17 protein-coding genes and 3 pseudogenes are annotated in these 19,887 nt (G+C 46.7%); 9 read left to right on the forward strand and 11 right to left on the reverse strand.

Annotated features, from left to right (window positions below; genetic code table 11):
* Positions 1-3: 3 nt before the first annotated feature.
* The 7 genes from hyfE to rluE form a co-directional block, all read right to left on the reverse strand.
* On the reverse strand, positions 4-654 hold the full coding sequence (gene hyfE, locus DSM2777_RS15150; protein WP_061554434.1) for a hydrogenase 4 membrane subunit: 651 nt from the start codon (positions 652-654) through the stop codon (positions 4-6).
* A gap of 11 nt (positions 655-665) precedes the next feature.
* Positions 666-2,105, reverse strand: a complete 1,440-nt coding sequence (locus DSM2777_RS15155; RefSeq protein WP_061555407.1) for a hydrogenase 4 subunit D — start codon at positions 2,103-2,105, stop codon at positions 666-668.
* A 15-nt stretch (positions 2,106-2,120) separates the two neighbouring features.
* On the reverse strand, positions 2,121-3,071 hold the full coding sequence (locus DSM2777_RS15160; RefSeq protein WP_025797020.1) for a respiratory chain complex I subunit 1 family protein: 951 nt from the start codon (positions 3,069-3,071) through the stop codon (positions 2,121-2,123).
* A 10-nt stretch (positions 3,072-3,081) separates the two neighbouring features.
* Positions 3,082-5,097 (reverse strand): hydrogenase 4 subunit B, encoded by a 2,016-nt coding sequence (gene hyfB / locus DSM2777_RS15165; protein WP_061554435.1) that lies wholly within the window; start codon positions 5,095-5,097, stop codon positions 3,082-3,084.
* 1 nt (position 5,098) lies between these two features.
* Positions 5,099-5,719, reverse strand: coding sequence for a 4Fe-4S dicluster domain-containing protein (locus DSM2777_RS15170; protein WP_061554436.1), 621 nt, complete (start codon positions 5,717-5,719; stop codon positions 5,099-5,101).
* 279 nt (positions 5,720-5,998) lie between these two features.
* Positions 5,999-6,451 (reverse strand): NUDIX hydrolase, encoded by a 453-nt coding sequence (locus DSM2777_RS15175; RefSeq protein ID WP_061554437.1) that lies wholly within the window; start codon positions 6,449-6,451, stop codon positions 5,999-6,001.
* A 72-nt stretch (positions 6,452-6,523) separates the two neighbouring features.
* The gene (gene rluE, locus DSM2777_RS15180; RefSeq protein WP_046457519.1) at positions 6,524-7,150 is read right to left on the reverse strand and encodes a 23S rRNA pseudouridine(2457) synthase RluE; all 627 of its coding nucleotides are present in this window, start codon (positions 7,148-7,150) and stop codon (positions 6,524-6,526) included.
* Between the two features lie 241 nt (positions 7,151-7,391).
* Here rluE and icd point away from each other — a divergent pair, with 241 nt between their 5' ends.
* Positions 7,392-8,645 (forward strand): NADP-dependent isocitrate dehydrogenase, encoded by a 1,254-nt coding sequence (gene icd, locus DSM2777_RS15185; RefSeq protein WP_025797012.1) that lies wholly within the window; start codon positions 7,392-7,394, stop codon positions 8,643-8,645.
* 131 nt (positions 8,646-8,776) lie between these two features.
* Here icd and DSM2777_RS25010 read toward each other — a convergent pair.
* Positions 8,777-9,126 (reverse strand): annotated as a pseudogene (locus DSM2777_RS25010) (tyrosine-type recombinase/integrase); the annotation flags it as partial.
* Between the two features lie 185 nt (positions 9,127-9,311).
* Here DSM2777_RS25010 and DSM2777_RS25015 point away from each other — a divergent pair.
* Positions 9,312-9,635: a tail fiber assembly protein gene (locus DSM2777_RS25015; RefSeq protein ID WP_237087854.1), complete on the forward strand. Its 324-nt coding sequence runs from the start codon at positions 9,312-9,314 to the stop codon at positions 9,633-9,635.
* A gap of 56 nt (positions 9,636-9,691) precedes the next feature.
* Here the strand turns inward: DSM2777_RS25015 and DSM2777_RS15195 are convergent, their stop codons facing one another.
* The gene (locus DSM2777_RS15195) at positions 9,692-10,669 is read right to left on the reverse strand and encodes a phosphoethanolamine transferase (RefSeq protein ID WP_156473627.1); all 978 of its coding nucleotides are present in this window, start codon (positions 10,667-10,669) and stop codon (positions 9,692-9,694) included.
* A 1,001-nt stretch (positions 10,670-11,670) separates the two neighbouring features.
* Between DSM2777_RS15195 and umuD the strand changes: the two genes are divergently transcribed.
* Genes umuD through cho form a run of 3 tightly spaced genes read left to right on the forward strand, consistent with a single transcriptional unit; the run spans position 11,671 to position 14,222 of the window.
* Positions 11,671-12,090: a translesion error-prone DNA polymerase V autoproteolytic subunit gene (gene umuD / locus DSM2777_RS15200; RefSeq protein ID WP_061554440.1), complete on the forward strand. Its 420-nt coding sequence runs from the start codon at positions 11,671-11,673 to the stop codon at positions 12,088-12,090.
* The gene (umuC, locus tag DSM2777_RS15205; RefSeq protein WP_061554441.1) at positions 12,090-13,358 is read left to right on the forward strand and encodes a translesion error-prone DNA polymerase V subunit UmuC; all 1,269 of its coding nucleotides are present in this window, start codon (positions 12,090-12,092) and stop codon (positions 13,356-13,358) included. The genes umuD and umuC overlap by 1 nt, the downstream gene beginning before the upstream one ends.
* Positions 13,359-13,406: 48 nt before the next feature.
* Positions 13,407-14,222: an excinuclease Cho gene (gene cho, locus DSM2777_RS15210; protein ID WP_061555408.1), complete on the forward strand. Its 816-nt coding sequence runs from the start codon at positions 13,407-13,409 to the stop codon at positions 14,220-14,222.
* 491 nt (positions 14,223-14,713) lie between these two features.
* Here cho and DSM2777_RS15215 read toward each other — a convergent pair whose 3' ends face one another.
* Positions 14,714-15,784, reverse strand: coding sequence for a Shedu immune nuclease family protein (locus DSM2777_RS15215; RefSeq protein ID WP_061554442.1), 1,071 nt, complete (start codon positions 15,782-15,784; stop codon positions 14,714-14,716).
* Between the two features lie 501 nt (positions 15,785-16,285).
* Here DSM2777_RS15215 and DSM2777_RS23840 point away from each other — a divergent pair.
* The 3 genes and pseudogenes from DSM2777_RS23840 to DSM2777_RS15225 form a co-directional block, all read left to right on the forward strand.
* Positions 16,286-16,453, forward strand: a pseudogene (locus tag DSM2777_RS23840) (NADP-dependent isocitrate dehydrogenase); the annotation flags it as partial.
* A gap of 246 nt (positions 16,454-16,699) precedes the next feature.
* Complete coding sequence (locus DSM2777_RS15220; RefSeq protein ID WP_061554443.1) at positions 16,700-17,002, forward strand: polymorphic toxin type 44 domain-containing protein; 303 nt, start codon at positions 16,700-16,702, stop codon at positions 17,000-17,002.
* A gap of 238 nt (positions 17,003-17,240) precedes the next feature.
* The gene (locus DSM2777_RS15225) at positions 17,241-18,221 is read left to right on the forward strand and encodes an IS5-like element IS5 family transposase (RefSeq protein ID WP_000019402.1); all 981 of its coding nucleotides are present in this window, start codon (positions 17,241-17,243) and stop codon (positions 18,219-18,221) included.
* A 146-nt stretch (positions 18,222-18,367) separates the two neighbouring features.
* Here the strand turns inward: DSM2777_RS15225 and DSM2777_RS15230 are convergent.
* A pseudogene (locus tag DSM2777_RS15230) lies at positions 18,368-18,604 on the reverse strand (MFS transporter); the annotation flags it as partial.
* Between the two features lie 103 nt (positions 18,605-18,707).
* On the opposite strand from DSM2777_RS15230, the gene DSM2777_RS15235 reads away from it, so the two are divergent.
* A complete protein-coding gene (locus tag DSM2777_RS15235; protein ID WP_061554445.1) occupies positions 18,708-19,682 on the forward strand; it encodes a LysR family transcriptional regulator in 975 nt (324 codons plus the stop codon).
* Positions 19,683-19,887: the final 205 nt, after the last annotated feature.

The following is a 19,887-nucleotide window of genomic DNA, read 5'->3' on the forward strand; positions in this document are numbered from 1 at the left end:
GCGTTACCCCTTCAGCGCCGTGAGTTGTTCAACGTCCAGCGTGTTGAGCGTGCGATAAATTTTGCGCGCTAGCACTGCCATCACGATCACGGCAAAAATGGCATCGGTGGCAATACCGATTTCAACTAACTCTGGTGCCCGGAATGCCAGCAGTGCGAGAGTGAGGTGAGAGCCGTTTTCCATCAGGCAGTAGCCAAATACCTGTTTGAGAATGTTGCGCTGGGTCACGATGCACAGCAGCCCCAACAGGAAGTGCCCGAGTGAAACCGCCAATGCGGGTTTCAGCGTTGCCAATAACGGACGCTGAACCGGTGCGACCACGAACCAACACAGCACCACGATAACGGCGGCAGACAGCATCAGCATCGACATACTGATGATGCTGCCGTTGGCGCAGGGATCTGACATTTTGCGGAAGGCGTAGCCCATAATGAGTGGCACCATCACCACTTTGGTCACGAATGCGCTGGTGGCCCAAAGGGCTAACTGATGCGCTTCAAGGGTTTGCGATAACGTGAAAAATATCAGCACCAGAACCAGCGACTGCAAAGCATAGAGCCAGCAGGACGCGGTAGGGCGTTTGGCTCCAATGACCAGCAGCGACGTGAGCATCATCAGCCCTGCGAGGTTATTAACGATTAATGATCCGGTCATAGTTGACTCCCTTATCCAAGCCAGGCAACGGCGATAAAACTTGAGAGCACCGACATCGCGATCAGCACCACCAGCACGATACGCATGGCCAGAGGAATCGGTGCCGCTTGGGCGACCTCTTCGCTCGGCGTGCCGGGAATGACGCGACCGAACCAGTAAATAAACCATGCAAAGCTGGCGACGGACTCGATGAGTACCAGCACCATTAATGGCGTCATGACCCAAAACTCATGCGAAAGCGCAAAGCCTGCGGCGAAAATAGGGAATTTGCTAAAGAAGCCGTTAAACGGCGGTACGCCGGTAATGGCTAAGGCGGCCACGCAGAATCCGATGCCTAACAGCGGCATTTTTTTCAGCACGCCTTTCAAACGTGGCAGCATTCGGGTACCGCAGCTGTAGCTGAGTGCTCCGGCAATCAAGAAGAACAGGCTCTTGGCAAAGGCGTGGTTGAAGATGTAAGCCACACCGCCTTCAAAGGCCAGCTTAGAGCCGAATATCGATAGCGAGAGGGCGAGGAAAATATAAGAAAGCTGAGTGATAGTTGACCAAGCCAACAGGCGCTTCATATCTTTCTGTGGCAGATACATCAGGAAGCCATAAATCAGCGTGATGGTGGCCATGACAATGCCTATCCAGCCGATAATATGCGGAACTTCTCCAGCCGAGAGGATGGCACGCGCAAAGATATAAACACCGACTTTGACCATTGATGCCGCATGTAGATAGGCACTGATAGGCGTTGGCGCTTCCATGGCATCAGGTAACCACGCCTGTAGCGGCAGCTGGGCCGATTTCCCCCAGGCGGCAAACAAGATACCGCCGAACACGATATAGCTGGCGCTGCCGTGTAGATTGGCGAGAGCGCTGAGGGCAAAAGTGCCGGTATTCAGGAACAGCGTGGCGGCAGCGAGATATAGCCCAATCGAGGCGACATGAGTGATGAGCAGCGCTTTCATGGCGGAACGCTGAGATTTTGGCGTCTGGTAATAACCAATCAATGCCCACGAACAGCCGCCCGTGATTTCGAAAAACAGCAGTTGCCCCAGAATGGTAGATGAAAGAACCAGCCCGACCATGGCACCAATGAAGATCAGCAAAAACGCATAATAGCGATTGCCTCCGTCATGCGGATGCTCTTTATTGCCGACGGTCAGATAACCCGTGGAATAAAGGCTGACCAAGAAGCCAAGAAACACGACAGCAAAAACGATAAGCGTGCTGATTCTGTCAATGGTAAAACCAAACAGCTCAACCGTGCCGTAGCTGAGTAGGGTATAGGTGACGTCGGCTTTATCATGCAGCCAATATTGCCAACCTAGTGCCAGCGTGCCTAAGGTTGCGATTAGGGCGAAGAATGTACATAGCCATTTAGCGTAACGTTTGGGCGCGCAGGCGGTGATAAGCGCGCCGATAAACGGTAGCAAAAGGGTCGTTAGAGCGATATTTTCCATCATGGTGGTAGCTCCTTATAGACCGGTTAGGTAGAACACGAAGGCTAGCGCTGCAACGCCAAAGCCAAGCCATGTCACACGGTGAGTCATCAGGAAGCGACCGCGAGCCAAACTGTTTTCAACCAGTGAGGCCAGCACGAATACCACCAGAAGTTTGATCAGCATGAGGATCAGCGCGAAGAAGAGCGCAGAGGCGCTGAGCGTGGCAGCCTTGCCAAAGGGAATAAACACCGCCAAAAACAGTTCTGCGACCACCACTTGCTTAAGGCCGATTCCCCACTTCACTAAGGCCAGTCCCGAGCCTGAATACTCGGTCAGCGGCCCTTCCTGCAATTCCTGTTCGGCTTCGGCGACGTCGAAGGGGATTTTTCCCATTTCGATGAAAGCGGTAAACCCACAGGCTAGCAGCGCCAAGAACGTTGCCGTTGGTGAGCTCCATCCCTGAGTTAAGGTGGCGCTAATGGTACCGATGTTGGTCGATCCCGCGATAAGCGCTACGACTAACAGAGCCAGAATCAACGTTGGTTCAACTAAGATCCCTAAGGTGAGTTCACGGCTGGCACCAATACCGGCGAAAGTGCTGCCGGTATCCAAACCGGAAAGCGAGAAGAAAAAGCGGAATAGTGCGAAAAGATACAGCAGAGCGATCAAGTCACCCGCGCCGCCGAAGGGCGCAGTCTGGGTGAAGACGGGGAGAGACATCGCCACCAGCAGCATGCTGCCGAGCAAAACGTAAGGCATCAGGCGGAAGATGATACCGGACTGCGCCGGACCGACTTCTTGGCGCTTAAACAGTTTGCCAAGATCGCGGTAATCCTGCCAAATTCCTGGGCCGCGACGAGATTGCATTCTGGCGCGGATCTGACGTGAGATACCGGTCATCAGCGGAGTCATGGCTAATAGGATAATCGCCTGCACTAACGCGAAGATCCCCATTGCCAGCGAGGGCGTTTCTTGCATCAACATGATTTTCTCCTCACACCGCAATTATCAAAAGTAGGATCACCAATGCGGCCACGATATAGAGGCAGTACAGCCTGAAATCGCCTCCCTGCAAATTTTGAACGCGTGAACCAAAACGGCGTACACCACGAACCAGTGGATAAATAATGCCTTCATCCCAAAAGGGTTCTGCTCGTGCGGCTCCACGGGTGGTGCTATCGAGTGCGCGCGCCAAAAGAGGGGATGGATCAAGCTGTTTACGCAGCCGATAAAGCGACATAAACATCACGCGCAGCGGTTGAGTAAAACTGCCAGCGGAGGCAGACATGGCGTCTTCCCAGCCGTAGCCGCAGGCCCAAGGATCGCCGTGGCGACGAAATTTCTGCTGTTTACCGCGTAATGCCAGATAAACCAGCAGCGGTAGCACCGGCAATGCCAGCAACAAGATGAACATGACCAATGGGGAAAGCATGGCTTGGGATGCCTGCGCGGGAACCAACAGTAATCCTTCAGATACGGTGATGGGGTGAGTGTTGACGAGCGTTGTGGCTACGCTAGAGATAATGGGCGCAACGACGCTGGCACCTGCGCCAAGCAAGATACACAGCAATGCTAAAAGCAACATGGATAGCGTCATCGGCCAAGGCACTTCGCGAGCCTGTGCGGCCTGCTCGCTGCGCGCACCGCCGCAAAAACTAATGCCGTACACTTTAACGAAACACATCGCAGCGAGTGCGCCGGTGATGGCCAGCATTACAATGGCAATCGGCGCACTTAGCCGCATGATGAAATCACCGGAATGACTCATTGAGAACAGCGATTGATAGGTATACCACTCACTGATGAAGCCGTTGAGCGGGGGAAGTGCCGAAATGGACATACAGCCGATGAGGAACGCGAGTCCTGTCCACGGCATCAGTTTGCCGAGGCCGCCCATTTTTTCCATGTCGCGGGTATGTACACGATAAATAACCGCGCCCGCCCCGAGGAACAACAGTCCTTTAAATACGGCGTGATTCAACAGATGATAGAGCGCACCGAGCAAGCCTAGCGCGGCGAGAACCGGATGCTGAGTGGCCATTCCGACCATACCAACGCCAACGCCCATTAAAATAATGCCGATATTTTCAACCGTATGCCATGCGAGGAGGCGTTTGATATCGTGCTCGGCAAGCGCATACAGCACGCCTAGCACGGAAGATACGGCACCAAACCCAAGCACCACGATCCCCCACCACAGTTCGGTGGCACCCAAAAGGTCGATACCGATCTTGATGATGCCGAAAATGCCGATTTTGACCATAACGCCAGACATCAACGCCGATGCGTGGGAAGGTGCCGCAGGGTGAGCGCGCGGCAGCCAGCTATGTAACGGCAGCATCCCAGCTTTGGCACCAAAGCCAAAAAAGCCCAGCAGAAAAACGGCCGAGGCCAGCCCTGGAGAAAGAGAAAGGCTGCGGAAAGAGGCAAAGTTAAGGCTGCCGCTTTGCTGCCACATCAGGAAGAACGCGATCATGATGAGCACGGAACCCGCGTGGGCAATAAAGAAGTAGAGCAGGCCCGCGTGAATAGATTCATCGTCCTGATCGGCGATAACCAAAAACCACGAAGCGAGTGACATCATCTCGAACAGAATGATGAAGTAAAAAGCATTGTCCATCACGACCAGCGCCACCATGGAGGCAATGAACAGATTCATGAAGAACCCCATGCTCCACGCGCCGCGCCCGCGATACTCCTCGACATAAGAAAGCGAATAGAGCCCGCACAGGGTGACTAGCAACGAAATAACCAGCACCATAAACGCTGCCAGTGGATCCATGCGAACCACGAACTCGGCAAAAGGGAAAGGACCCGCGCTAGAGAAAGTGAGCGTTGCGTTCTGCATCAATACGGGAAACGCGCTACACAGCCCGATAATACCGCCAAGCATAGCGCTGATGCCGGTGGCCCAAATCGCGATTCGCTCTTGCTTTGCGAAGAGTAAAGAAAGTACGGCGCCCACAACGTAGAGAGCAACAGACCAAAACAACAGGTGAAGAGAATCCATATTAGAGGTGCTCCTGCGGTGGAATGGCGAGCGCCAGAAGGTCAGACGCTAACTCAGAAGAGGCTTCTAAACGGCGCTGCAACAGCTGCTGCGTAATCAGTTTTTCATCAACCAAGTGCAGCGCATCAGTAGGGCAAACTTGGATACAGGCGGGACCAGACGGTGAGAAAGCACATAAGTCACATTTGACGGCAATACTACGAACGCCTGCATTCCACGCGAGAAAAGGCTCCATCGTCGGTGGGCTGACGGGAACATCGGCAAGTTCAGCCGCGCTGACGTGATATTCGAATTGATTAGGAAGATCGAGAGGATGACTGCCGAAAGGCGTAATCGCCCCGAAGGGACAGACCAGACCACATAGTTTGCAGCCGATGCACAGGCTTTCGTTTAACTCAATGGCGTCTGCGCCTTGGCTGATGGCGTTAACAGGGCATACCCGTTTACACGGCGCGTCTTCACACTGTCGGCACAGGATGGGCGCCGTTTGGTCGCCGGTACGCGTCATCGCAAGGCGGGGATGCTGCTGCAAACCCTGTTCCTTGTGCGTCTGGGCGCAGGCAGCCAGACAAGTATTACAGCCAATGCATCGCAAAGGGTCTGCAATCACAAAGCGATTCATGTTCGGTCCTCTGGTTCAGATGACAACGGTGACTAGCATGTTCAATGCATGAGCACGATCTGTGCCAAAGATAGACCTGAAAATTTTCTCTAATAAAAAGAATAGGTAACGTTTTTAGCGAGAGTTAAATAAGGTGATTTGAGCGGGGTTCGTCATTTTTATGAGTTAAAAAAACGTCAATTGTGACGAATAAGAATATCAAAAGTAAAAAGTGTGATCGCAAGCACGTCATGCCGAGAAGATAAGAAAAACCCCGCCGATGCGGGGTTTAACGCTTAATTAGTTTCTTTTTAGCTCACCGAAGGTGGTGAGAATTTCCAGCGGATATCGCTCAGGGCGTTGATAGCGCAGGATACTCTCGCGTACTAGCGGCGACCGCAGGCGGTCACTGTGGATAATTTCATCGGCGGTAAGCCACAGGCAACGATCGATATCATCGTCGTGCGGCTGCGTTTCTGGCTGTTCGGGTAAATCAATCGAGAAGGTAAAACGCAAGAAAGGCGTATTGTCTGGTGCAACCCACTGATACATCTGCAAGAGGTGCTGAGGCTGGGCGTGTATGCCCGTTTCTTCCCATAGCTCACGCACCGCAGCTTCTAGTAGGGTTTCATCGGCCTCCAAATGACCCGCAGGCTGATTCCACGTTGGCTTACCGTGTACGGTTTCTTCAACGATCAAAAAACGATCCTGAGACTGCACGACGCAGGCAACGGTCACATGAGGTTTTAGCATCAGATTTCCTTCTTCTATGAGTTAGCTATTCATGACTGATTAACCATTTCGTTATTTAGCCATGCTTTGTGGCTAGGGATATTGGATTTCTTGCCAAGCGCCGAGGGCGAGATCTTGCAACGTAATATCTCCCATGCTGTAGCGGATCAGGCGCAGGGTGGGGAAACCAATATGCGCCGTCATTCGACGCACCTGCCGGTTACGGCCTTCATAAAGCGTGACTTTCATCCATGTGGTAGGGATGGATTTACGTTCACGGATCGGTGGATTGCGCGGCCAGAGCCATTCTGGCTCCGCAACGATTTCAATCCCAGCAGGGAGTGTCATACCGTCTTTTAGCTCAAGGCCACGGCGGAATTGCTCTAGAGCGCTTTCGTCGGGTGCACCTTCAACCTGAACATAATAGACCTTACCCGTTTTTTGCCCCGGCTGGGTCAGCTGAGCCTGAAGTTTGCCGTCGTTGGTTAGCACCAGCAGACCTTCGCTGTCCCGATCGAGACGGCCGGCCGCGTAAACATCGGTCAACGGGATGAAATCTTTTAATGTAGAGCGCCCGGCTTCATCGGTGAACTGAGGCAAAACGTCGAAAGGTTTGTTGAATATGACCACTTTTCGCGGCCCACGTGGACGCTTTACAGCCGCAGCAGGACGCGAGCTGAATCGGTTAACTTTGTGATTTTTAACAGGGAATTTTGACATAGTGATTATGATAGCAGATGGTCACAACATTATAACTGAAATCGTATTCCGATTGGCGACAGACAATATTTCAAGTAATATTGACAGGTATCTTACATTGCATTAACAAAAGGCTGCATTTTTTAAAATTCATGCCTTAGCGAAATCAAACAGTTACTGTACAAAAACGAATGACCCAGGTTAATGGGTAGTGATATTTATAAACGGTATTTTATAAGTACGTGCGCTGAAGGAGAGGTTAATGGAAAGCAAAGTTGTTGTTCCGGCTGAAGGTAAGAAAATTACGGTTGATGCTCAGGGGAAACTGGTTGTTCCGCATAACCCGGTGATTCCGTTCATTGAAGGTGACGGTATCGGTGTTGACGTGACTCCAGCGATGATCAAAGTCGTTGATGCAGCCGTTAACAAAGCCTACAAAGGCGAACGCAAAATTTCTTGGATGGAAATCTACACCGGCGAGAAATCGACTCAGGTCTACGGCAAAGACGTATGGCTGCCTGAAGAGACGCTGGACCTTATTCGTGACTACCGCGTGGCTATCAAAGGCCCACTGACCACTCCGGTTGGCGGCGGTATTCGTTCTCTTAACGTTGCATTGCGCCAGCAGCTCGACCTTTACGTTTGCCTGCGCCCAGTCCGTTACTATCAGGGCACCCCAAGCCCGGTGAAACAGCCAGAATTGACCGATATGGTGATCTTCCGTGAAAACTCAGAAGACATCTACGCCGGTATCGAATGGAAAGCAGACAGCGCTGAAGCTGACAAAGTGATCAAATTCCTGCGTGATGAAATGGGCGTGAAGAAAATTCGCTTCCCTGAGCATTGCGGTATCGGTATCAAGCCTTGCTCGGAAGAGGGCACTAAGCGTTTGGTTCGCGCGGCGATTGAGTATGCGATCACCAACGACCGTGACTCTCTGACGCTGGTTCACAAAGGCAACATCATGAAGTTCACCGAAGGCGCATTCAAAGACTGGGGATACCAGTTAGCGCGTGAAGAATTCGGCGGCGAGCTGATCGACGGCGGCCCATGGGTTAAAATCAAGAATCCTAAAACCGGCAAAGACATCATCGTTAAAGATGTGATTGCGGATGCGTTCCTGCAACAGATCCTGCTGCGTCCTGCTGAATATGACGTTATCGCCTGTATGAACCTGAACGGTGACTACATCTCCGATGCGCTGGCCGCACAGGTGGGTGGTATCGGTATTGCACCGGGCGCTAACATCGGTGACGAATGCGCGCTGTTCGAAGCGACTCATGGCACCGCACCTAAGTATGCCGGTCAGGATAAAGTGAACCCAGGTTCTATTATCTTGTCCGCTGAAATGATGCTGCGCCACATGGAATGGTTCGAAGCGGCTGATTTAATTGTTAAAGGCATGGAAGGCGCAATCGCTGCCAAGACCGTAACCTATGACTTCGAACGTCAGTTAGAAGGCGCTAAGCTGCTGAAATGTTCAGAGTTTGGTGACGCGATTATTAAACATATGTAATAGCGTAAATGTAAACGGGGCCGTTAGAGCCCCGTTATTTTTTGTTAACAAGAAATCTTCCCCAAAACTCCACCAAAATTCTTCCCCAAAACCCTCCTGTGATTGGCTCTTTTATATAGAAACAACTATCCAATCTTTCCCCCGCGTGTGGCTTGAGATGTTGAATGCCTAGAATGAACCAAATACTTACTGACAACGGCATCGCGGCATACCGCAATTACATCTCTAAGGCTCATATCAATCGCGTTGCATCTGAGGCTCAGTGGGATCTCCAATCTCATGCTGTCTTTTCTTGGGTTACATGCAACATGTCATCCCAAATATCCGAAAACTTCATCGCGCATATATCTCCGATCCTTTGGCCGGTGACTAATGCTAATAGCATCCCGTTCTTGAGATAGGCTGGGTGGCGATCTGCTTGTGTGAAAATCGCCTGCCACTCCACAAGAGATAATCTCTGTCGTGAGATTTTGTTGTGGGGCTATCGGTGCAGGAGATTGTTTTGTCCCTGCTAATACCGGTTTACCCGCCTATTGCACCAACATAAAACCGCCTAAAGAAAAGGCCGGTTTTACATTGGTGTTTGATGCCGACATAGAAATATGGCAATACGTGACTGACTATCGTGGGAAGATTTGCTGGAATACACAAAACCACCAAATACAGGTGATCGATAGGCTAGGAGATATACCAAGTGATATGACAGAAAAAGTCCCGACCAGTGATTTTGATGTATGGGATGGCGCTGAATGGGTGAAGAATGCACAGGCCGAGAAAGATTTTCATGCTGATACGGCTGTGCGTGAACTCAAAGAGCGAATGAACTTTGCTACAAACACCATCAATATATTGCAGGATGCAGTGGATTTAGAGATGGCAACAGAAACAGAAGAAAGTAGTTTACTTGCATGGCGAAAATACCAAGTTCTACTCAGTAGAATGGGTATAACTAAAGCACCGTTTTTAGATTGGCCTGAGGTAATGGAGTAACTAAAACCATGGAAAATATACACCCCGCCTGTTTGACAGGGTGTTGTTGGGGGGGCTTAATATATTTTCTCTTGCCTTGGTATCTGCTGGAAGTCAATTTTGTGGTTTTTGTAATTATAAACTTTTATACCTTCAGGGTTACAATCCTCATCAGATAAATAATGGCATGATCGCAATATATTTTTACTCTCTATTCCTATCCACTCAGAGAAAAGGCCCAAGAAGCTAAGGCCGCTTCGTTCAGCAGAAATTGATTTTTTTTCGTTGCTATCAAATGATGTTATGAAGAATGGGACTTCGAAACTTTGCTTGTAAGCATCACTGTGAATCAACTCATAGTCATGTTTTATACTTTTTTTGTTGAATGATAAACCATGATCTGAAAAGTACATCATAGACCACATGCTGTTAGTATCTGTAAGCAAACTTTGAATGTTAGAAAGTAGCTTATCTGTATTTTTGATACTCTGGATATAACATGATAACTCGATGTTTCCATAGAAAATATCAAACTCGTCATTGGTCCGATGACATGTCGGAGTGTGACTTCCCATCAGATGAATGACTATTAGCTTTCCATTAACGCCTTTGTTAATATTAATAGACTCGCTTATTTTGGGTAGTAGATCAGAGTCTTGGTATTTAATTTTAGAATTATACCCCCCTTTTTTTAAGAAAAAATACTCATCTGCTTTTCTACCAATGCTTGATATAGGGCTCTCTATATCCCCTATAAAACCTTGATTGGAAATCCAGTAAGTATAAAGACCGGCTTTCTTTGCCAATGTAATTATATTGTTACTTAGATTTGGATATTGGGTCAATGAGTTAGTTAATGACGGTAAAGTTGAACTCCCAGCAGATATATAATTTAAAAAACGAACTCCATTAGTACTATCCATAAAAGGGGTGTTGTTAATTTCAAACCCATACATATGCATGTAATCTTTCCGAACACTTTCTCCTATAACAACTACGTACGTATTGTATTTGCCAGAAAACTTAACGTTTTCGAAAGTGTCAGCGTTGTTCATGTATCCTTCTAGCTTTTTTTTCTCGAGTTTAAACTCTTTTATGCTATGAAATAATTTTGACGCAAACTTCCACTCAGGAATTCCAATGTTAACTATATTGTTTCTTTTTATTATATTTTTTAGTGGACTTGCTATAGCAACGACCACTACAAAAAAATAATAAATCTTCTATATTTCTTGGGAAATGAACAATCAAGCCTGCAACACAAAAAGCATAAAGCTGCAATAAAAAATGAAAGAGTTATATATTTAATTGGAATGTTGCAGAGGAATTCTATGGATTCAATTGTGTTCGTGGAGTATAAAGAAGCGACAGTGTTGAAATTAGGTTCTCCATACAAAAAACCAACGGGTAAATAGATAATTGATATTCCAGATAAGATTATTAAAATAATTTTATTTATCACGCTTTTGGATATTATATATAATATGCTAAATGTAAAAAATACATAGATGATTTTAAAATCAAAACCATAAGCATAAGCAATATGACACAACGATATTAGTGAAAATATCGCTACATTTTTGAGTATATTATTGTTCATTTGAAACCATGCCAAAATATAAGTTAATAAAAAACAAAAAAATAGTATCTGTAATTATAATAAGCATGCAAACTATCTATTCAGTTGAATTTTGAAAAGATTAACTCTGCACTCTACATATATATTAACATTAGAAAATTTTATGTAAATACTTAAGGCGAGGTTATTAACATATTAATGTATTAATATTGGTACATTGATGGTTTACAGTTCAATATGTAAGATAGAAATGCAGCGATAACACCTTTGCATTCAAAACACGCCATCGTTATTTTCAGGCGAGGATACTACAGAGATAAACCAGAGCAGCGATAAGGTTTAGTCTTACAAAACATTTAATTCCAACCTAATCAGAACATTCCCGCCTGATCGCTGTTTATCTAATCAGTACGCTCTTTCCATAATTAAAAACTTACATTATGCTGTATGCATATACAGTAATCGTGGTTTGACGTTATGAAATTTTATCCAGTCGCGGCTTCTCTATCCGTTGTATCGCTTCCGCTCTTTGACAATCGTGTGCCAGCAGGTTTTCCGAGTCCTGCCGCTGACTACATCGACAAGCCGATCGATTTAAACGAGCTCTTAGTCGCACACCCTGCGGCTACTTACTTTCTCCGAGTGTCTGGTGAATCAATGACAGGGGCGGGCATTTTCGACGGTTCCCTGTTGTTAGTGGACTCAAGCATCAGACCCCAGCATAACGACATCATCATTGCGTGCCTTGGTGGTGAGTTCACCGTAAAGCGTTATGTCACTCGACCAAGAACGATGCTTTTAGCTGAGAACCCTGCTTATCCGCCTATCGAGCTTTATGAAGGGGAGGAGTTGGAGACGTTTGGTGTGGTTAAGTTTGTGATTAATGAGGCGCGGTGATGTTTGCCCTTGTTGATGTGAACAGCTTCTATGCCAGCTGTGAGGCGGCGTTTCGCCCCGATCTGAATGGTAAGCCAATCGTTGTGCTTTCAAATAACGACGGTTGTGTGATTGCGCTTTCTTCTGAGGCGAAAAGACTTGGAATAAAAATGGGTGAGCCTTACTTCAAGCAAAAACAATTGTTTGAGCAGTATGGCGTGCATGTTTTTAGCAGCAACTATTCCCTCTATGGTGATATGAGCCAGAGAGTGATGCGGTTGCTTGATGCGATGGCACCGCGTGTTGAAGTGTATTCGATTGATGAGGCGTTCATGGATCTTCGTGGTGTGAGCCATTGCCGTAATCTTGAAGATTTTGGGCGTGAAGTACGTGAAATCATTAAGTGGAGCACGCACCTTACAGTTGGGGTGGGCATTGCCCCGACGAAAACGCTGGCCAAGCTCGCTAATCATGCAGCGAAACAGTGGCCTAAAACCGGCGGCGTTGTCGATTTATCGAATGAGCTAAGACAGCGTAAGTTGATGGCCATCATGCCAGTAGAAGAGGTGTGGGGTGTTGGCAGGCGACTTTCCAAATCACTGAGAGCTACTGGGATTGATACGATACTAAAACTGGCCGATATGGATCTGGCCTATGTTCGTAAGAACTACACCGTTGTGCTTGAAAGAACTGTGCGGGAGCTGCGTGGAGAGTCATGTCTCGATATCGAAGAAGTCGCTCCTATCAAACAGCAAATTGTGTGCAGCCGGAGTTTCGGTGAACGTATCACTGAGTATCAGGATATGAAAGAGGCTATCTGTAGCTACGCAGAACGCGCCGCGGAGAAGCTGAGAGGTGAGCGCCAATTCTGTAAGCATGTCAGCACTTTCATCAAAACATCGCCATTCGCTGAGCGTGAGTTGTATTACAGTAATTTTGCATCCTCACGGCTAGAAACACCCACGAATGACACCCGAGATATCATCAAACACGCATTGTCATGTTTAGATAAAATTTGGCAGCCGGGCAATCGGTATCAAAAGGCGGGGATCATGCTGGGTGACTTTTACGATAACGGCGTGTCACAGCTTAATCTGTTTGATGAGTTGGGGCCAAAGCCCAACAGCGAGGCGCTGATGAAGGTTCTCGATGAGATAAACAATAAGGGTAGGGGCAAGATTTGGTTTGCGGGGCAAGGCATCCAAAAGAGCTGGCAGATGAAACGAAACATGCTTTCGCCAGCCTATACCACGCGGTTTAGCGAGTTACCTATTGCCAAGGCTCACTAGCTCATTCTGGCTGAAAGGAGACAATAAGTGTCAATATTAGATGAGGATATGTACAAATATCCAGAGCATCTGAAGAAAGAACTCGCAGCGCTCCCTTCGCGACCGGGGGTATATATTTTTCATGGTACAAGCAAGACAATGCCGCTTTATATCGGTAAAAGTGTCAATATTCGCTCTAGAGTTATGTCGCACTTCAGGAATAAAAATGAAGCAAAACTGCTTCATTTAACCACCCATATTGAGCATATTGAAATGGCTGGCGAGCTAGGGGCTCTGCTCATAGAAGCTCAGTTGATAAAGGCACAAAAACCATTATTCAACAAAAAGCTGAGACATGCTAAGCAGCTTTGTTCGCTATCGCTAAAGCGCAGCGGCGTTGAGGTTGTTTATGCTGGCGATCGTGACTTTTGGCATGAAGACCAATTATTCGGCTTATTTCCCAATAAATCGTCAGCATTAGATGCATTGAGAGCGGTAGCTGATCAGCAAAGACTTTGTTATGGCGTATTAGGTTTGGAGCGTTTGGTTCAAGGCAGTTCTTGCTTTCGTTATGCTCTTAAGCGGTGTGCCGGCGCTTGCTGCGGCAAGGAATCGCTCGAAGAACATCAGCTGCGTTTGGTGCAAGCGATGGAGAGCATGCGAGTACAGTGCTGGCCATATAATGGCAAAGTGGCTGTTGAAGAAAGTTGCGAGACTTTCACTCAGTATCACATTATTAATAACTGGTTTTACCTAGGAACAGTCGGAAGCTTGCAAGAGGCCAAATTAATCAACACTACGGCAGATTGTTTCGATAGGGACGGATACAAAATATTATGCAAACCGTTACTGAGTGGGAAGTTTAATATTATTGCTCTGGAATGAATTGAAGTTATTCACCGCTGCAATATTTTATATTTAATGCTCACTGCTGCTTACTTTGTATTGGAGTATTCATCTATGCTGGTGCAGTATTTGACTAAATTTCTGTTTCTTGAAATCTGGTCATAGCTTAATACTAGCCTTTACAGTGATTGTGTCCGGTGTCCGGGTGCTTCATGGAAAGAAGCAACATGGAACTATTGTGAGTCAGGACGTTCAGATAAGCCGTTTCTGGTGATGAATTGTATATTCAAGCAGTACCACCGGAGGCGCACGCCCCCCCCCGATTTACCTAATTCCTACTGATTAATACACCGTGATGTCTGCAATTCGCACCTCTTTGCATGAATGGGACATGGCTGGGCGGTAGGACTTTTGCTATGAGCGAGGAGCGGACGTTTGGCTTGCAACCAAAGCAATTGTGGGCTTATCAACGAGCTGCACATAAAGGCACATCAAGTTCATTATGCATAGGCTCTATCTTTCGGCACAGACTATCGTGTTAATCTCCTAAGCCAAGTATCCCAAGATTCAATACGGATAGGCGGAGTTGAATGAATTTCATAGTCATGGCGTTTTTTACTTTCTTCTAAATCGTTTACTGTTCGCCCCCCAATGACAATAGAACGAACGTATACATCTTTATTTGGATCTACTTGTTTACAAGATTTGGGCCCGACGAATGCATTATGGATTAAATCACCTGATAAAACTTTCATTCGTTTTTCATGAGCATCTTTCCGAAACGATTCATAATCCCTATAGACTAGACCAAGCCTTTTTTGGATCTGCTCTGCGGCATCTCTAACTTTATGGTTAAATGAACCGTAGTTATTCGCATTAACTAAGTTAAAGTTAGCCCCTTTCACTTCAATTAGGATGATATCCATACGCGACCTGCCTGTGAAAATTACAAAATCTACTGATCCGTCAGCTAATGGATATTCGGAAAAGCAAATATATTCATTACCACCGACGTAAGCCTCGGCAATTAAAGACAAATCACTTTTTATAACTCGCTGAATTTCTTGTTCCTTTGCACCTGACTCAATTAGCTGAGTAATTGAAGACTTGGGAATCATAGAGTTTAATATTTCGCACTTACGAGAAATGAATTCTGGTGAAGGTATATAATTTGAATCTATAAAAGGATCTCGAGCGTACCTTATTTTATCGGCTTTCTCATATATCCTCCCATTATTTATGCTGCGTTCAGAAAGCTCATCTTCATCACAACCAAGTAAGTCTAACACTTTTTCTCTTGATATTGAGAACCACTCTGTTTTTGGGTTTATGTTCACTATATCAAACGTATCAAGCTTATGTGAGTTTCTTTCGTAGTGCTCTATGAAAATGGCTGGTTGTGTAACTACCCCATGTTCATAGACTGAACTTATTATTTTTTCTACTGCATTGGTTACTGACTGTCCATCGTTTAATGCACCTAAGTCGGTTAAAAGCACAATAATATCTTTTTTGTTTATATAACATCTGACTCTGCAAATTCCACCAACTCCTGAAGTACGGTTATTGCCAAAATCGTGAACTAAATCTAAAATTTTCAATTTAAAAATATCCTTATGCTCTTTGAAATTGACTTTTAATTTAAGCTAGACGAACTTACGTTTCAACTTCATGCTTGTATGAACTAAACAACATCCGCTTCTGGCACAAAGCTGACCGTCAAGAAGATGTGGTTTGGGGATGCGGCATGCAAACCTTTTTGGGCTAGCCGAAAGCAAAGAGCAGCAGGTGAGTAATATTCGCCATTGTTGTGTTGCGTGATTTATACTAATTTGATTTTAAAGGATAAGTTATAACAACTTATTGGCGATAAAAGCATGTATATATATGAAATATTTGAAAATTTATGGTGATTTAAAATCCCAATTTTAGATGTGAAGTCATGGTTAGTGCTAGCGTCCAGTCATCATCAAACACGGTTATCAAAACCCAAAAACATGCACAGATAATCAGTGAGTTAGGAAAATGTCAAAAGGCTGCAATTCAACGATGATTTAGATAAATTATGCTATTAATCATATTGTTGCCATATCTCTGTATAAATACTGCTGCGCCACATGGAATGGTTCGAAGCGGCTGATTTAATTGTTAAAGGCATGGAAGGCGCAATCGCTGCTAAGACCGTGACCTATGACTTCGAACGTCAGTTAGAAGGCGCTAAGCTACTGAAATGTTCAGAGTTTGGTGACGCGATTATTAAGCATATGTAATAGCGTAAATGTAAACGGGGCCGTTAGAGCCCCGTTATTTTTTGTTAACAAGAAACCTTCCCCAAAACTCCACCAAAATTCTTCCCCAAAACCCTCCTGTGATTGGCTCTTATTACTTATTCAAGCAGACCTCGCCAACGTGCGGTTTTTCCTGTTTTTAAGTACATGCCTTGCAATGTCTGCCAACAGTGGGAAACTGCTCTGCCTGATATTAATTCGACTCAACAGAAGGATGAGGTTGAATTGATGGCAATAGTTCCACTTGGATTTATGAGAAGTGAAACTAACGAGCATATGAAAGAAGGCAAGCGAAAAGGGTATGGCCCCAACATGGCTGGACCGGTGACTTACGCTTGGTTTTATGAGCGAGTTAAATATGGTGGCGTCTGGGATTACAAAACTCAGAGTCGGTCACTAGAGAATTTTGGTAATTTTCATTATGGCGCCGTAGGAACTGCTGCAGGTATTCCAGATAGCATACTGCTACGTGCAGCCGGATGTGCTCAGTCGGCTATCCTAAGCCTGATGATATTCGGCTCGTTAGCGTGAAGCTAATTGCGTACCCATTTCATTGAATTAATTACGTGAGGCAGTATGCCAGCCAAGCATATACCGGTTATTAGCGACGATGAGGCGACGCAATCACAAAGGCACGGGTGCCCGCGTGAAGTAGTAACGAAATAATCTCCAAGGCATCAATGTTGGTGAGTGACATCTAGGGAAGGTGCGAACAAGTCCCTGATATGAGATCATGTTTGTCATCTGGAGCCATAGAACAGGGTTCATCATGAGTCATCAACTTACCTTCGCCGACAGTGAATTCAGCAGTAAGCGCCGTCAGACCAGAAAAGAGATTTTCTTGTCCCGCATGGAGCAGATTCTGCCATGGCAAAACATGGTGGAAGTCATCGAGCCGTTTTACCCCAAGGCTGGTAATGGCCGGCGACCTTATCCGCTGGAAACCATGCTACGCATTCACTGCATGCAGCATTGGTACAACCTGAGCGATGGCGCGATGGAAGATGCTCTGTACGAAATCGCCTCCATGCGTCTGTTTGCCCGGTTATCCCTGGATAGCGCCTTGCCGGATCGCACCACCATCATGAATTTCCGCCACCTGCTGGAGCAGCATCAACTGGCCCGCCAATTGTTCAAGACCATCAATCGCTGGCTGGCCGAAGCAGGCGTCATGATGACTCAAGGCACCTTGGTCGATGCCACCATCATTGAGGCACCCAGCTCGACCAAGAACAAAGAGCAGCAACGCGATCCGGAGATGCATCAGACCAAGAAAGGCAATCAGTGGCACTTTGGCATGAAGGCCCACATTGGTGTCGATGCCAAGAGTGGCCTGACCCACAGCCTAGTCACCACCGCGGCCAACGAGCATGACCTCAATCAGCTGGGTAATCTGCTGCATGGAGAGGAGCAATTTGTCTCAGCCGATGCCGGCTACCAAGGGGCGCCACAGCGCGAGGAGCTGGCCGAGGTGGATGTGGACTGGCTGATCGCCGAGCGCCCCGGCAAGGTAAGAACCTTGAAACAGCATCCACGCAAGAACAAAACGGCCATCAACATCGAATACATGAAAGCCAGCATCCGGGCCAAGGTGGAGCACCCATTTCGCATCATCAAGCGACAGTTCGGCTTCGTGAAAGCCAGATACAAGGGGTTGCTGAAAAACGATAACCAACTGGCGATGTTATTCACGCTGGCCAACCTGTTTCGGGCGGACCAAATGATACGTCAGTGGGAGAGATCTCACTAAAAACTGGGGATAACGCCTTAAATGGCGAAGAAACGGTCTAAATAGGCTGATTCAAGGCATTTACGGGAGAAAAAATCGGCTCAAACATGAAGAAATGAAATGACTGAGTCAGCCGAGAAGAATTTCCCCGCTTATTCGCACCTTCCCTTGTTGAAACGGCTAATCCAGTAAAAGGCGATAATTCCCGATATGACTGCCCCAGAGGTATACATACCGGAGACATAGCCTGAGAAAGATATGGGAACCGCGAAATCTGCTGCCATAAAGGCAAATACAGGGTTGAACATCATATATTCCAGCGCATTAGTGAACTGGATAAAAGCCATTACAATGGCAATCCGCATGAGGGCTTTATGATTAAGTGTTGTTGTGACCAATGACATAGCAAACGACCTATGGATGAAAGATATCCGAGTTTAACTGCTATCAATGATGTTCATTAGATGGTAAAAATGGCATTTATTATTATCATATATGGGATAATTGATGCGTCCGGTTCTTGATTTTAATACCCTGAAAGTGTTCATTACTGTGGTTGAAAATGACAGTTTTGTTGGGGCATCGAAAGCCCTTGAAATGCCGACATCAAATGTGAGTCGTTGTATTTCTCAGTTAGAAGAAAAACTGAACCTTCAGCTCATTGAGCGTAGCACCCGACATATGAAACTCACTCAGTTGGGACACCTACTCTATACCCGTGCGAAGCCATTACTGGAAGCGCTCGAGCAAACTGAGACAGAATTAACGTTGCGGCAAATGCAACTTAAGGGTCCATTACGTATCTGCATTCCCAATGAAATAGGTCCTGCATTACTAGGCTCTGCTGTTGCCGATTTCGCCTGTCAGCACCCTGACCTAGAGATAAGCTGTGTCACAAATTTATCGGGTTTGGAATCCCTGCGAGAGGATCTAGATTTAGCTATCATTGTTAGCCGTGGTCAGATGGATGACAGTGATTACATAGCGCGCCATCTGGTGACTATCCCTTGCACCATCGTTGCAGCCCCCTCCGTTATTCAGCGTTATGGCACTCCTGCTCATATCCACCAATTTGAAGAGTTGCCCTGTATAACAACGGTTAGTGCACTTAAAGGTGCTCCCTGGCAGTTTATTAATAAAAGGGGAGGTTTCGAGACGATTAAGGTTAAAGGCCATTATCGGGTAAATAGCGGGGAGATGGCAGGGCGGGCTGCGCTAGCCGGTGTTGGTTTCGCAATCCTATCGAAACAAGCCTGCCAGCCTTACCTTAACGATGGCCGGTTAATCGAGATTGAGTTTGAACAGTCGGCAGCCCCATTGCAATTGTTCGCACTTTATTCAGATCGGCGTTACTTGCCCGCGAAAACAAGAGCGCTCATTGATTTCATACATCAGAAATTGAGTGATATATCCTTAGCAACAATCAATCACGTTGCATCTGAGGATAAAATAGTTGTCACAGACACTGGTGGAGTAAAATGAAGGTATTGGTTTCGTTATTGTGAACCGGGGCGATTTGCGCGCTATCCTATCTAATCGCATGAGTTATTTCCATGTAACACCTGTGACCGGTACCAGTCTTTCAACAAATCGCGGTGGCTCAGCCGATTGAGATGTCTCGGTTGAACTGTGATAACGAGGTGGTAGGGATAGCTTGTTAATTACATGGTAGGCGAGGTATGTGATA

It is taken from the genome of Obesumbacterium proteus, assembly GCF_001586165.1.
In the GTDB taxonomy this organism is placed as follows: Bacteria; Pseudomonadota; Gammaproteobacteria; order Enterobacterales; family Enterobacteriaceae; genus Hafnia; species Hafnia protea.

Bases quoted from the DNA above. Each gene is read 5' to 3' on its own strand.
- umuD (WP_061554440.1), top strand. From the start codon at position 11,671: ATGAAATTTTATCCAGTCGCGGCTTCTCTATCCGTTGTATCGCTTCCG.
- DSM2777_RS15225 (WP_000019402.1), top strand. From the start codon at position 17,241: ATGAGTCATCAACTTACCTTCGCCGACAGTGAATTCAGCAGTAAGCGC.
- hyfB (WP_061554435.1), bottom strand. From the start codon at position 5,097: ATGGATTCTCTTCACCTGTTGTTTTGGTCTGTTGCTCTCTACGTTGTG.
- DSM2777_RS15220 (WP_061554443.1), top strand. From the start codon at position 16,700: ATGGCAATAGTTCCACTTGGATTTATGAGAAGTGAAACTAACGAGCAT.
- DSM2777_RS15195 (WP_156473627.1), bottom strand. From the start codon at position 10,669: ATGAACAACGCTGACACTTTCGAAAACGTTAAGTTTTCTGGCAAATAC.
- DSM2777_RS15235 (WP_061554445.1), top strand. From the start codon at position 18,708: ATGCGTCCGGTTCTTGATTTTAATACCCTGAAAGTGTTCATTACTGTG.
- umuC (WP_061554441.1), top strand. From the start codon at position 12,090: ATGTTTGCCCTTGTTGATGTGAACAGCTTCTATGCCAGCTGTGAGGCG.
- DSM2777_RS15175 (WP_061554437.1), bottom strand. From the start codon at position 6,451: ATGCTAAAACCTCATGTGACCGTTGCCTGCGTCGTGCAGTCTCAGGAT.
- icd (WP_025797012.1), top strand. From the start codon at position 7,392: ATGGAAAGCAAAGTTGTTGTTCCGGCTGAAGGTAAGAAAATTACGGTT.
- DSM2777_RS15170 (WP_061554436.1), bottom strand. From the start codon at position 5,719: ATGAATCGCTTTGTGATTGCAGACCCTTTGCGATGCATTGGCTGTAAT.
- hyfE (WP_061554434.1), bottom strand. From the start codon at position 654: ATGACCGGATCATTAATCGTTAATAACCTCGCAGGGCTGATGATGCTC.
- rluE (WP_046457519.1), bottom strand. From the start codon at position 7,150: ATGTCAAAATTCCCTGTTAAAAATCACAAAGTTAACCGATTCAGCTCG.
- DSM2777_RS15155 (WP_061555407.1), bottom strand. From the start codon at position 2,105: ATGGAAAATATCGCTCTAACGACCCTTTTGCTACCGTTTATCGGCGCG.
- DSM2777_RS15160 (WP_025797020.1), bottom strand. From the start codon at position 3,071: ATGTTGATGCAAGAAACGCCCTCGCTGGCAATGGGGATCTTCGCGTTA.
- cho (WP_061555408.1), top strand. From the start codon at position 13,407: ATGTACAAATATCCAGAGCATCTGAAGAAAGAACTCGCAGCGCTCCCT.